Below are 13132 nucleotides of genomic sequence, written 5' to 3' on the forward strand. Positions count from 1 at the left end.
GAGCAGGCCATAGCCACCACGTGAGTGAACACAGCGAATTTCCCGCCGAGCGTGACGTTCGGTCCACCTTGGAGCTCGCCCCCGAAGCAGTGATGCCACTGCTGGGACAGTCCGACGAGAACCTGCGGGCGCTCGAGCAGATGCTGACGGCAGACATCCACGTACGAGGAAACGCCGTGACGCTCACCGGAAAAGTGGCCGACGTGGCGCTGGCCGAACGGGTGATATCCGAGTTGGCCGCGCTCGCCAAGCGCGCCCAGCCGCTGACTCCCGACGCCGTCCGCCGCTCGATCGCCATGCTCACCGAGGGCGTGGCGGATTCGCCGGCCGAGGTCCTGAGCTTGGACATCCTCTCGCGTCGCGGCAAGACGATCCGGCCCAAAACGCTGAACCAGAAGCGGTACGTGGACGCGATCGACGCCAACACCATCGTGTTCGGCATCGGACCTGCCGGTACCGGCAAGACGTACCTGGCAATGGCCAAGGCCGTTCAGGCATTGCAGACCAAGCAGGTCAGCCGCATCATCCTGACGCGTCCGGCAGTGGAAGCGGGGGAGCGCCTCGGCTTTCTGCCCGGTACCTTGCACGAGAAGATCGACCCGTACCTGCGTCCGCTGCACGATGCGCTGCACGACATGATGGACGACGAGGCAATCCCCAAGCTGATGCAAGCAGGGGTCATCGAGGTCGCTCCGCTCGCATACATGCGCGGCCGCACGCTCAACGACGCATTCATCATTCTCGACGAGGCGCAGAACACCACCGCCGAGCAGATGAAGATGTTCCTGACGCGTCTCGGGTTCGGCTCGAAGATCGTCGTCACCGGCGACGTCACCCAGGTCGACCTTCCGGGTGGCGCAAAATCGGGATTGCGTGCCGCATCCGAGATTCTCACCGACCTCGACGACATCCACTTCGCGCAGCTCACCAGCAGCGACGTGGTGCGGCACCGATTGGTCTCGGAGATCGTCGACGCGTACGAGCGGTTCGAGTCGGCATCGGAAAGTGTGATTTCCAACCGCGAGCAACGCCGTACCGGCGGACCGCGTTCGGCAAGAAGATGATTCAGACGCAGGCAACGAGAGCATGGGTAGTGGCTAGATGAGTATCGAAGTGTCCAACGAGTCGGGGATGGACATCTCCGAACCCGAGCTGGTCTCGGTCGCACGATTCGCGATCGCCGGTATGGACGTGCATCCCGCAGCGGAACTGTCGATGGTGCTGGTGGATTCGGCGACGATGGCGGACCTGCACATGCGATGGATGGATCTACCCGGCCCCACCGACGTGATGTCGTTCCCGATGGACGAGCTCGAGCCGGGTGGCCGTCCCGATGCTCCCGATCCAGGACCGGCGATGCTCGGAGACATCGTGCTGTGCCCGTCGTTCGCTGCGGATCAGGCTGCCGCTGCGGGCCATTCGCTCGAGCACGAGCTCGCATTGCTGACGGTGCACGGTGTGCTGCACCTACTCGGTTACGACCACGCCGAGCCGGACGAAGAAAAAGAAATGTTCGAGCTGCAGAACCGTCTGCTCGCCGAATGGTACGAGGATGCCAGGCGGGCCGAGCAGGCCGCAGAACAGGCTGCCCGCGATGCACGGTTGCTCGGCAAAGCCGGTTTCGTCGACGGTGTCGATCGGTGATGTGGGTGGCCGGACCGGTCGAAGTGCGGGGTTCTGACGCGTGAGCAGTGCTGTTGCACTCATCGTTTTCGCTGTCCTTCTGGTGCCTCTCGGTGGGCTGTTCGCCGCCGTCGATTCCGCGTTGAACACGGTGTCGCGCGCGCGGATCGACGACATGGTCAAGGACGAGCGACCGGGTGCCACCGGACTCGTCGTCGTGGTGGCCGACCGCCCGCGCTACGTCAACTTGATGGTGCTGCTGCGCATCCTCTGCGAAATCGGCGGCACCGTCCTGCTCGCGGGCGGCCTGACTCAGCTGATCGATTCCACGACGGCCCTGGTCATCACCGCCGTGGTCATGGTGCTGGTCAGCTACGTCGTGATCGGTGTCGGACCGCGAACCCTCGGCCGGCAGAACGCGTACTCGATAGCCCTGGCGGCAGCGTTTCCGCTGCGCGCGCTCGGGTGGCTCCTCGGACCGATCAGCAGGCTGCTCATTCTCATCGGTAATGCGATCACCCCGGGTAAGGGATTTCGCAACGGCCCGTTCGCATCCGAGATCGAACTGCGCGAGTTGGTGGACATGGCCCGCGAGCGCGGCGTCGTAGCCGACGACGAGCGGCGGATGATTCAATCCGTGTTCGAGTTGGGGGACACTTCCGCCCGCGAGGTCATGGTGCCGCGGCCCGAGATGGTGTGGATCGAGTCGGACAAGTCGGCCGGCCAGGCCACGTCGTTGGCCGTACGCAGTGGACACTCGCGCATCCCGGTGATCGGCGAGAACGTGGACGACGTCGTCGGTGTCGTGTACCTCAAAGACCTTGTGCAGCAGACGTATTACTCCACCGATGGTGGCCGCGGGGTGCAGGTGTCCGAGCTGATGCGTCCGGCCGTGTTCGTTCCCGACTCCAAAGCGCTGGACAGTCTGCTCGCCGAGATGCAGCGCGATCGAAACCACATGGCCCTGCTGGTCGACGAATACGGAGGCATCGCAGGCCTGGTGACCATCGAAGACGTCATCGAGGAAATCGTCGGTGAGATCGCCGATGAATACGACTCCGACGAAGTAGCGCCCATCGAGGAGCTCGATGACGGACGCTATCGGGTGTCCTCCCGAGTGCCGCTCGAAGACCTCGGTGAGATCTTCGGGATCGAAATCGAATCCGAGGAGGTCGACACCGTCGGCGGACTGCTCGGACACGAGCTGGGCCGCGTGCCACTGCCCGGCGCTCAGGTGATGACCCACGGACTGCTGCTGCGCGGTGAAGGTGGGGCCGACCCCAAGGGCCGCGTCCGCATCACCACCGTGCTGGTCGAAAAGATCGAACCCGACGAAGAATCCACCGAGGACGACGACTCGTCGGACGTCACTCACCAACACTGAAATCTGGAGGTGCTCTTTTGTCCGAGCAGAACAACGGGGAGTTCCGATCCGGATTCGTCTGTTTCGTAGGCCGACCCAACACCGGCAAGTCCACCCTGACCAATGCGTTGGTGGGGTCGAAGATCGCCATCACGTCGTCGCGTCCTCAGACGACGCGGCACACCATTCGCGGCATCGTGCACCGCGAGCACGCACAACTGATCCTTGTCGACACCCCCGGATTGCACCGACCCAGAACGCTTCTGGGGCAGCGGCTCAACGATCTGGTGCAAGATACGTACTCCGAGGTCGACGTCATCGGCCTGTGCATCCCGGCCGACGAGAAGATCGGACCGGGGGACCGATGGATTCTCGAGCAGGTTCGCCACATCGCCCCCAAGACCACCTTGATCGGCATCGTCACCAAGATCGACAAGGTCAAGAAGGAACGCGTCGTGCAGCAGTTGATGGCGCTGTCGAAGCTCCTCGGCGACTCCAGTCACGTGATTCCGGTATCGGCCGAATCCGGTGAGCAGGTGGAGAAGCTGGTCGATCTGCTGGCGTCGGAACTCCCACCGGGACCGGCGTTCTACCCCGACGGTGAGCTGACCGACGAGCCCGAGGAAATCCTCATGGCCGAGCTCATCCGTGAGGCCGCGCTCGAAGGCGTCCGTGACGAGCTACCGCACTCGCTTGCCGTCGTCATCGAAGAGGTCGTGCCCCGCGAGGGTCATGACAACATGCTCGACGTGCACGCGATTCTCTACGTCGAGCGGTCGAGTCAAAAGGCGATCATCATCGGCAAGGGCGGCTCGCGACTCAAAGAGGTCGGCACGGCGTCGCGATTGCAGATCGAGAAGTTGCTCGGCACCAGGATCTATCTGGACCTGCACGTGAAAATCGCCAAGGACTGGCAAACCGACCCCAAGCAGATGGGCAAGCTCGGCTTCTGACCCGCCCGGGTGAGCAGACTACGAAGTTTCGCTCACCTGGGTCCACCACGGTTCGGGGCGCTTGCGGTGCCACTGCAGCACGTTCTCGAGTTGAGCGGCAACCGACACCAACAGTGGCTCCGATGATTCGTGCCCCATCAACTGCAGTCCGATGGGTAGTCCGCTCTTCGTCAGCCCCGCAGGGACGTTCACGCTAGGCCAGCCCAGGACGTTCCACGGCCACGTGTAGGGGCAGTGCTCGGTGATGACCCGATCGGTGTCGGCGTTGGAGATGCCGTCGATGGCGTCCACACGCGGCGGGGGAGTTGCCGTCGTCGGGGCGAGCACGATGTCGTAGTCGTCGAAGAACCGGCCGATGCGGCGCCCGATGCGAGGTTCGGCCGCGCGGGCTGCGCGCAACGGTGCTCCAGCGAGGGCCCGGCCGCTCTTGGCGTTGGCTCGGGTGCGCGGGTCGGCGAGGGCCGGATCGGGAAGGCGATCGAGCCACGTGGCGACGCCTGCCAGCGAGCGCGGTAAGAAGTTGAGCCCCAGCAACATTCCGTATGCGGGATCGTCGACGACCACTTGGTGTCCGAGCAATCTCAGCACCGCGGCCATCTCGTACGCCGCGGCCGCGATCTCCGGGTTCAGCGGGGCAGGCGTCGGGATGAACGGCTTGCGCAGGCTCAGCGCTATTCGCAGCGAGCCGGGGTTGCGTCCGACAGCGTCCGAGACGGTCAACGGAGCCGGGCGATGCAGATCACCGTCGTGGCCACCGGAGACCACGTCGAGGAGAAGTGCCGCGTCGGCCACCGTGCGCGCGAGCGGGCCGATGACGGTGATGCCGTTGAAGGCCTCGGCGTCCGGCCACGTCGATATCCGTCCCCGTTGCGGCTTGATTCCCACGAGATTCGTCCACGACGCCGGGATCCGAACAGAGCCGGCACCGTCGGAACCCAGTGCAGCCGAGACCAATTCGGCAGCCACCGCTGCCGAACTGCCGCCCGAGGAGCCACCGGGGGTGCGCTCACGGTCCCACGGATTGCGGGTGTGCCCGAAGGTGCCGCCGGTGAACGGCCATTGGCCCAGCTCGGGGCTGTTGGTCTTGCCCACGATCACAGCTCCGGCCGCGCGCAGTCTGCGCACCACCTCCGAGTCTGCGGTGGCAGGCGGAAAGTGCCCGGCGCAGCCGAAGGCTGTCGGCTCCCCGGTGATATCCACATCGTCCTTGACGGCGATCGGAACGCCGAGCAGGGGCGCGGTTCCACCGGCGGCGCGCAGTCGATCCGCCTCGGCGGCCTCGGTGAGTGCGGCATCGCGGCGCACGACTCGAAAGGCGTTGAGAGTGGGTTGGCTCTTCTCGATCCGGTCGAGTGATTCGCTGACCGCCTGTACCGAGGTGATGCGACCCGACGCGAGTGCGGCGGCCTGGGCAACGAGAGTCGACCGATGAAAATCCACGTTGGCACAGTATCGACTTCTCTCCAGCGCGGGAAGCGGCCACCGACCCGGCACCCGTGGGAGACTGGAAGCCGTGAGGCCATACCGTGACAACGCAGTCGTCCTGCGCCAGCACAAGCTGGGTGAGGCCGACCGCATCGTCACGTTGTTGACCAGGGAGAACGGTATCGTACGGGCCGTCGCCAAAGGGGTGCGTCGTACCAAGTCCAAGTTCGGCGCGCGGCTGGAACCGTTCGCTCACATCGACGTACTGCTCTATCCGGGACGCAACCTCGACATCGTCACCCAAGTGCACACCGTCGACGCGTTCGGCGGAGACATCGTCGCCGATTACGGCCGATACACCACCGGCTGTGCAGTCCTCGAAACCGCCGAGCGTCTGGCCGGCGAAGAACACGCACCTGCGCAGCGCCTGCACCAGCTGACCGTCGGCGCGCTGCGTGCCCTTGCGCAGCACGTACGGCCGCCCGAGTTGGTACTCGACGCGTATCTACTGCGCGCGATGGGTTTCGCCGGATGGGCTCCCGCACTGACGGACTGCGCTCGATGCGCTGCGGTGGGGCCGCATCGTGCGTTCCACGTCGCCGCAGGTGGCGCTGTGTGCGTGCATTGCCGACCTCCGGGATCTGCCACGCCATCGACCGGTGTGCTGGATTTGATGGTGGCCCTGGAGCGAGGGGAGTGGGACTACACCGTCACCACCTCCGATGCGGTCCGGAAGCAGGCCAGTGGCCTGGTTGCGGCTCATCTGCAGTGGCATCTGGAACGTCAGTTGCGCACACTTCCACTCATCGAACGCTCGCACCCGCATCAGGTGCCGCTGGCGCAACCTGACTCCGTGTTCGCCGATACCGTCGGGCAGGATGGGGACCGTGATTCGACGACGAGAGCCGCAACCCCGGCCTGACGGACAGTCGGCAGTGCGCCCTCCCGATCCGCACCCGTCGGGCGCACGGCCGCCGATTCTGCAGCCGGAACTGATACCTCGCCACGTCGCTTTGGTGATGGACGGCAACGGTCGGTGGGCGCAGGATCGCGGTCTACCGCGCACCGCAGGGCACGAGCAGGGCGAAGCTGTACTGATGGATGCCGTCTGTGGCTGCATCGAAATCGGTGTGCAGTGGTTGTCTGCGTATGCCTTCTCGACCGAGAACTGGAAGCGCAGTCCGGACGAGGTCAAGTTCTTGATGGGCTTCAATCGCGACGTGATCCGGCGTCGACGCGACGAGATGAACGAAATGGGTGTGCGGGTGCGCTGGGCCGGTCGGCGACCGCGACTGTGGGGCAGCGTCATCAAGGAACTCGAAGTGGCCGAGGAGCTGACGAAGCGCAACACGGTGATGACGCTGACGATGTGCGTCAACTACGGCGGGCGGGCCGAAATTGCCGATGCCACAAGGGAAATAGCGCGTCAAGTTGCCGCAGGGAAGATCAACCCGGAGAAGATCACCGAGGCGACCGTCGCGAAATATCTCGACGAGGCGGATATGCCGGACGTGGACCTGTTCCTGCGACCGTCGGGGGAGCAGCGAACGTCGAATTTTCTGCTGTGGCAATCCGCGTATGCAGAGTTCGTGTTTCAGAAGAAGCTCTTCCCGGATTTCGACCGCCGGGACCTGTGGGAGGCGTGTATCGAATTCGCTTCGCGTGACCGACGATTCGGCGGAGTGAAATATGAGTGACGAAGTACAGGGTATCGACAACCCCGATGAGTTGACGTTGCAGACGCGTGCTCGGCTGGCGCTGTCGCAGTTCGCCACGGTGACCGTCGGGGAGGAGGGGTCACTCGGTTTCGACTACGCCGGTGCGTTGTGCTCGTTGCGGGCCGTACAGCTGTCGCCCGAACTCGAGGTGCTCTCGCTCACCGCGGTGTTGGCGTGGGACAGGCCGCTCAAGGCTGCCCTGCACAAGAAGGTCTCGGACCGCAATGCCGATTCGCAGTTCGGCGCGATCTCTGTCAATACTCACGACAAGCTCGCAGATGTGCTGCTGCGCTACACCTTTCCGGCGAACGGGTTGGACGACGAGGCCATGTTGACGATGTTGATCCTGGTGCTCGCCGGAGTCGAGAAGGCGCGTGAAGGACTGCTGCCCTGATCGGTCAGCTAAGGTTTGCCTGTACTTACTTCTAGTAGAGGCGGATGCGATGACAGCACGGTTGGCCAGAACAGCGACGGCAGTGGTGGCGGTGATCGTCCTCGGTGTGTCCCTGATGGCCTGTTCGGCAGAGAGCTCGGACGACTCGGCGGCACCATCTTCCGCCGGTGCGTTCCCGGTCGTCATCGACCACATCTACGGCAGCACGACCGTTCCGGAGAAGCCCACCCGCATAGTCACACTCGGAGTGTCCGACGCCGACGCCGTCATTGCCCTCGGCACTGTGCCGGTCGGGAACACCGGGTACACGTTCTACGAGACCGGACTCGGTCCGTGGACAGAGGAATTGGTGGGCGACGCACCACTGACGCTGCTGGGCTCGGAGTCCGAACCGAACTTCGAGCTGATCGCCTCCCTGGCACCGGATTTGATCACCGGGCTCAACGCTGGCTTCGACGAGGCCACCTACGCGCAACTCAGTGACATCGCCCCGACGATCGCTCGACCGGCGGGATCGGCGGCCTACGCCGTCGACCGCGAGGTGGCCACCGACACCATCTCGCGCGCGATGGGCGAATCCGAACGTGGCAAGGAGCTGAATGCGCAGACCACCGCTGCGCTCGAACAGGTGCGAGCCGCACATCCGGAGTTCGCGGGTAAGACTGCAGCGGTGGTGCTTCCGTACGACGGCCAGTTCGGCGCATTTCTGCCCGGTGATGCCCGCGGTACATTCGTCACCTCGCTGGGATTGAAGGTTCCGGAGCCCATTCTCGCTCAGGACGACGGTACGAACTTCTTCGTACCGGTCTCGTTGGAGAACATCTCGATGCTCGACGCCGATGTGGTGCTGTACCTCGGCACGGGCGAGCCCATCGACGTCGTGGCGGAAAATCCGATCTTCGGGACTTTGAAGGCAGCGCGTAACGATGCGATCCTTCCGCTGTCCACCGATCAGCGCGGCGCGATCACGTACAACTCGGTTCTGTCGATACCGTTCGCCATCGACGCGGTGGTGCCTCGCGTGGCAGACGCCCTGACGTGAGCGAGGTTCAGCGACCCGCCGTGCTGCACTGACTGCAGGTGCCGAATATTTCGATGGTGTGGCTCACGTCGGTGAAGCCATTGGACTCGGCGACACTCTGCGACCACTTCTCGACGGTGGGCCCCTCGACCTCGACGGTGAATCCGCATGCTCGGCACACCAGGTGGTGATGATGGCCCGAGGAGCAACGTCGGTAGACCGACTCGCCGTTGTCGGTGCGGAGCACATCCACCGTGCCCGCGTCGGCCAGCGTCTGGAGCGTGCGATAGACGGTTGTCAGGCCGATTCCCTCACCGCGCTTACGCAATTCATCGTGCAAGTCTTGCGCGGATTTGAATTCTTCGATGGTGTCGAGCAAGTCCGAGATCGCACTGCGTTGCTTCGTGGCTCGTACTCCGACTACGACGGGTCGTCTCGGCGTTGCGGTATCGGTGGACTTCTCGGTCACAGGTTCCGGCCTTCCTCGGCGTGGGCCACGGCGTCGACGACGATGTGGGAGAGGTGATCGTCGACCAGTCGGTACAGGACCTCGCGGCCGTTGCGTTCACCGCGCACAACACCCGCAGCCTTGAGCACCCGGAGGTGTTGACTGATCAACGGCTGCGTGACACCGAGAGCGACCACGAGTTCGTGAACGCATCGCTCGGACTCGCGCAACTGCAGCACGATCGCGATCCGCACCGGGGCCGCAAGCGCGCGCAGAATGTCGCCCGCCGCGGCCAGGGTCTCCTTCGGCGGAATGTGGGCCGGGGGAGCAGCGGCGAACGGATCGTCCTCGTGCATCGGATGCTCGGGGTCCTGCCGATCCGGCGAATCTGTGTGAACGGCCTGCTCGGTTGACACGGTTGCGGCTCCTTCGGTTGCCGACTCGTTCTCGGCGAACTCTCCCTGCACGATCTTTCGTCTTGGCATCAGGTTAGTGCAGTTATCGCTATTGCAAATCGTATTCATTGTGATATGCACAGGTACGCATGTCAATTCCGAACTCGACCGGTGTTCGGATTCGACCGCCGAGCCAGATAGTCTGATCAGGGCGAAAACCGCCCGCGTCATCCCCTCGTGCGATGTAACCGACAATCACGATGAACCCGAGCACGATGTAACCGAAGATGGAGAGCTCCGCCAGTGGCACCCAAGTCCAAAGTCGAAACCGTCGCTAACCTTGCCAAGCGCAGAGGACTCGTCTACCCGTGCGGCGAGATCTACGGCGGTACCAAGTCGGCCTGGGATTACGGCCCGTTGGGCGTCGAGCTCAAGGAGAACATCAAGAAGCAGTGGTGGCGCAACATGATCACCAGCCGCGACGACACCGTCGGACTCGACTCGTCGGTGATCCTGCCCCGTCAGGTGTGGGAGGCGTCCGGCCACGTCGAGACGTTCTCCGACCCGCTGGTGGAGTCGCTGCACACGCACAAGCGTTACCGCGCCGATCACCTCATCGAGGCCTACGAAGAGAAGCACGGCCATCCGCCGGAGAACGGCCTGGCCGATATCCGCGACCCCGAGACCGGTGAGCCCGGTTCGTGGACCGAGCCGCGTGCGTTCTCGGGCCTGCTCAAGACCTTCCTCGGCCCGGTCGACAACGAAGAGGGCCTGCACTACTTGCGTCCCGAGACTGCGCAGGGCATCTTCGTCAACTTCGCCAACGTGTTGACCACCTCGCGCAAGAAGCCGCCGTTCGGTATCGGCCAGATCGGCAAGAGCTTCCGTAACGAGATCACTCCCGGAAACTTCATCTTCCGCACCCGCGAGTTCGAGCAGATGGAGATGGAATTCTTCGTCAAGCCCGGCGAGGACGACGAGTGGCATCAGTACTGGATCGACTACCGCATGAAGTGGTACACCGACCTGGGCATCGACCCGGAGAACCTGCGCCTCTACGAGCACGCCGAAGAGAAGCTGTCGCACTACTCCAAGCGCACCGTGGACATCGAGTACAAGTTCGGCTTCCAGGGCAGTGCGTGGGGCGAGCTCGAAGGCGTCGCGAACCGTACCGATTACGACCTCTCGGTGCACTCGAAGGCGTCGGGTCAGGACCTGAGCTACTACGAGCAGGCCACCGACACCCGGTACACCCCGTATGTCATCGAGCCGGCGGCAGGCCTGACGCGTTCGCTGATGGCGTTCCTCGTCGACGCGTACACCGAGGACGAGGCTCCCAACGCCAAGGGCGGCGTAGACAAGCGTGTCGTGCTCAAGCTCGATCGCCGTCTTGCCCCGGTGAAGGTTGCGGTGCTCCCGCTCTCGCGTAACGCCGATCTGACGCCGAAGGCGAAAGATCTTGCGCAGCAATTGCGTCAGTACTGGAACGTCGAATTCGACGACGCCGGAGCCATCGGTCGTCGCTACCGTCGTCAGGACGAGATCGGTACCCCGTTCTGCATCACCGTCGACTTCGACACTCTCGACGATCATGCCGTCACCATCCGCGAACGAGACACGATGGCGCAGGAGCGGGTAGCTCTCGATCAGGTCGAGGGATACATCGCGTCCCGACTGATCGGCGCATAGAACTCACCACACGACAGGGCCCGATCTCCTCGAGAGATCGGGCCCTGTGGCATATCGGGGTCGAATCAGAAGCGGCCGCCGCCACCGCCGAAGCCGCCGCCACCACCACCACCGCCGCCGAAGCCCCCGCCACCACCGAAGCCGCCGCCGAATCCTCCGCCACCTCCGCGCAGCACGCTGTTGATCAGGATTCCGCCGAGCACAGCGCCTGCTACGTTGCCGCCGCTACCGCCGCCGCGTGGTCCGTGACGGTTCTCCCAGTTCTGCACGTCGGACTGGGCGATCTGCGACGCGCGCGAGGCCAACTGGCTGGCGGCATGCGCGTGCTTGAGAGCCTCGTCGGGATTCTCCGGCTCGAGCTGACGAGCCGCACCGAGGTGCCGTTCCGCTTCGGACAAACGCGTTCGAGCATCGGCACCCACGCCGCCTCGCCGCGTCGAGATGTAGTCCGCAGCAGCGGTGATCTGCGCCTGAGCAGCCGCGATATCGCGTTCCAGACGCGCCCGCAGCTGGTCCTCGGCCGCCTTCTCCGCCGACGCTTCGTCGACGATCTTCTCGAGTTCGGAATCTGCTGCGGCAAGGGCGGTGTAACTACCGAGCGGATCGCTCGACTGCGCCGTCTCCGCATTCTTCAACGCCGTCTGTGCCGCGGCCATCGCCGCCTGCAGTTCGGCACCGCCGTGTTCGGCCAGTCCGCGGGCCTGCTCGATGTCGCGCCGGACGTCGGCGATGGCGTCGGGCAGGGTGGCTATTGCGTGCCCGATGTCGTCGCGGGCGTGGTCGACTCCATCGAGCAGAGACTTCGCCTGATCGAGGGCTCGTTCTGCGGTCCGAATGGCGGTGACGGCCGGCCCCTGCTTTCCTGGCGGAAGTGCTGCGGCCTTGCGGCCGGCTTCGATGTTCTCCTCGGCCAGCGCAACTCGATCCTTGGCCATCGTGACGTTGTCGGCTATCGACTTCAGTGCGGTCTCGGAGAATTCCGAATGCAGCTGAGCGAGTACGGTTTCGGACTGCGGAATGCGCACTGTCAAGCCGATGATGGCTTGGGTGAGCTCGTCGAGATGCGAGTCTGCATTCATGACGAGGTCGCGAAATCCGTCGAATTCCTCGACCCGAGAATCGAGCTCGCGATCCGCCTGGCCGCACGAGGAGATGATCTCGACGAGCATCGCTCGCCGCTGATCGGGGGTTTCGGGAATGGCGTCGTCGAGGCGCTGGCGGATCTCGAAGGCAGAGGCCAGAGCGTTCTTTGCGTTGTCGTACGCGGTGATGAACGGAGCGGCTGCCGAATCGCCGAATTCGCCTCGGGCGAGGGTCAATTCTTCCTCGCTCGCCCGCACGGCGTTGTCGGTCTCGATAAGAATTTCCTTGGCGCGGGTGTCGAGAACGTCGATCGGGAAGCCAGCCAGTGCGGCCGGGTCGCTCGGGTCGATCTTCGCCACGGCTTCCACCTCCGCGGCCACCCTGGCCTTCTTGCGCCGCGAGGAGTAGACGACAGCGCCGCCGCCTGCAACCGCCAGCACACCGACCCCGATCAGCAGCGGTGCCGACGATCCACCGTCGCCGCTCGACGCATAGGCCTCGCCGAGCGCACCGGCAGCCGCGATGGCAGCTCCCGACCAATCTTCTTCGCCCAGTGCGGGTTCGACGTCGTTGACGCGAATGTCGTCCTGCTCGGACGTGGTGATCTGCGAGAGACCAGTGTTGACAGCGAGGTAGTAGGAGCGGTCGACGGTAGCCACGGCGAGTAGGACGTCACGCTGACCGAGGTCGCTCCTCACGGCCGTCTGCTCGGCCCAGCTCGCGGCCGACATGTTGTCGAAATCCGCAACGTAGGTGACCCACAGCCTGAGCTGGCTGCTGCCGTAGAGATCGTCGATGGAGGTCTGCACCTCGGCCAGCGAATCGGGGTCGAGAGCCTGGACGTTGTCGGTGATCTGGGTGGCCAGCCGCGAGGGAGCCTCGGCGGATGCAACCCCCGGCGCGAGCAGAACCGCGGCGAACAGGGTCAGAGCACCCGTAGCGGCGAGACGACGAAATCGATGAACCGACCTACGGACTGCGGCGCTGGAGTGCCGCCGGTGCTGGACTGCCATGCGGTGA

13 protein-coding genes are annotated in these 13132 nt (G+C 64.3%); 9 read left to right on the forward strand and 4 right to left on the reverse strand.

Going from position 1 to position 13132, the window contains the following annotated elements; translation table 11 throughout:
* The first annotated feature begins 20 nt into the window (after positions 1-20).
* Genes O4220_RS11255 through era form a run of 4 tightly spaced genes read left to right on the forward strand, consistent with a single transcriptional unit; the run spans position 21 to position 3939 of the window.
* Positions 21-1064 (forward strand): PhoH family protein, encoded by a 1044-nt coding sequence (locus O4220_RS11255; RefSeq protein WP_269604143.1) that lies wholly within the window; start codon positions 21-23, stop codon positions 1062-1064.
* 37 nt (positions 1065-1101) lie between these two features.
* Entirely contained in the window at positions 1102-1644 is a 543-nt protein-coding gene (gene ybeY, locus O4220_RS11260) for an rRNA maturation RNase YbeY (RefSeq protein WP_057479916.1), read from the forward strand.
* Between the two features lie 40 nt (positions 1645-1684).
* Positions 1685-3007, forward strand: coding sequence for a hemolysin family protein (locus tag O4220_RS11265; RefSeq protein WP_032379165.1), 1323 nt, complete (start codon positions 1685-1687; stop codon positions 3005-3007).
* Between the two features lie 17 nt (positions 3008-3024).
* Positions 3025-3939, forward strand: a complete 915-nt coding sequence (era, locus tag O4220_RS11270) for a GTPase Era (protein WP_032379164.1) — start codon at positions 3025-3027, stop codon at positions 3937-3939.
* An 18-nt stretch (positions 3940-3957) separates the two neighbouring features.
* Here the strand turns inward: era and O4220_RS11275 are convergent, their stop codons facing one another.
* Complete coding sequence (locus O4220_RS11275) at positions 3958-5379, reverse strand: amidase (protein WP_269604144.1); 1422 nt, start codon at positions 5377-5379, stop codon at positions 3958-3960.
* Between the two features lie 73 nt (positions 5380-5452).
* Between O4220_RS11275 and recO the strand changes: the two genes are divergently transcribed.
* Genes recO through O4220_RS11295 form a run of 4 tightly spaced genes read left to right on the forward strand, consistent with a single transcriptional unit; the run spans position 5453 to position 8518 of the window.
* Positions 5453-6286: a DNA repair protein RecO gene (recO, locus tag O4220_RS11280; RefSeq protein ID WP_008715506.1), complete on the forward strand. Its 834-nt coding sequence runs from the start codon at positions 5453-5455 to the stop codon at positions 6284-6286.
* Positions 6243-7061 (forward strand): isoprenyl transferase, encoded by an 819-nt coding sequence (locus O4220_RS11285; protein ID WP_269604145.1) that lies wholly within the window; start codon positions 6243-6245, stop codon positions 7059-7061. Before recO ends, O4220_RS11285 begins: the two co-directional genes overlap by 44 nt.
* Positions 7054-7476 (forward strand): hypothetical protein, encoded by a 423-nt coding sequence (locus tag O4220_RS11290; protein ID WP_269604147.1) that lies wholly within the window; start codon positions 7054-7056, stop codon positions 7474-7476. The genes O4220_RS11285 and O4220_RS11290 overlap by 8 nt, the downstream gene beginning before the upstream one ends.
* A gap of 49 nt (positions 7477-7525) precedes the next feature.
* Positions 7526-8518, forward strand: a complete 993-nt coding sequence (locus tag O4220_RS11295) for an iron-siderophore ABC transporter substrate-binding protein (protein ID WP_269604149.1) — start codon at positions 7526-7528, stop codon at positions 8516-8518.
* Between the two features lie 7 nt (positions 8519-8525).
* Here the strand turns inward: O4220_RS11295 and O4220_RS11300 are convergent, their stop codons facing one another.
* Together O4220_RS11300 and O4220_RS11305 are read right to left on the reverse strand one after the other, a co-directional pair.
* The gene (locus O4220_RS11300) at positions 8526-8966 is read right to left on the reverse strand and encodes a Fur family transcriptional regulator (protein ID WP_269604151.1); all 441 of its coding nucleotides are present in this window, start codon (positions 8964-8966) and stop codon (positions 8526-8528) included.
* Complete coding sequence (locus O4220_RS11305) at positions 8963-9301, reverse strand: ArsR/SmtB family transcription factor (RefSeq protein ID WP_269604592.1); 339 nt, start codon at positions 9299-9301, stop codon at positions 8963-8965. The genes O4220_RS11300 and O4220_RS11305 overlap by 4 nt, the downstream gene beginning before the upstream one ends.
* Positions 9302-9643: 342 nt before the next feature.
* On the opposite strand from O4220_RS11305, the gene O4220_RS11310 reads away from it, so the two are divergent.
* Positions 9644-11029 (forward strand): glycine--tRNA ligase, encoded by a 1386-nt coding sequence (locus tag O4220_RS11310; protein ID WP_269604153.1) that lies wholly within the window; start codon positions 9644-9646, stop codon positions 11027-11029.
* A gap of 65 nt (positions 11030-11094) precedes the next feature.
* On the opposite strand, the gene O4220_RS11315 is transcribed toward O4220_RS11310, so the two are convergent.
* A complete protein-coding gene (locus O4220_RS11315; protein WP_269604155.1) occupies positions 11095-13125 on the reverse strand; it encodes a TPM domain-containing protein in 2031 nt (676 codons plus the stop codon).
* Between the last annotated feature and the right edge of the window lie 7 nt (positions 13126-13132).

Origin of the sequence: Rhodococcus ruber (assembly GCF_027270735.1) — a bacterium.
Taxonomy (GTDB): Bacteria; Actinomycetota; Actinomycetes; order Mycobacteriales; family Mycobacteriaceae; genus Rhodococcoides; species Rhodococcoides rubrum_A.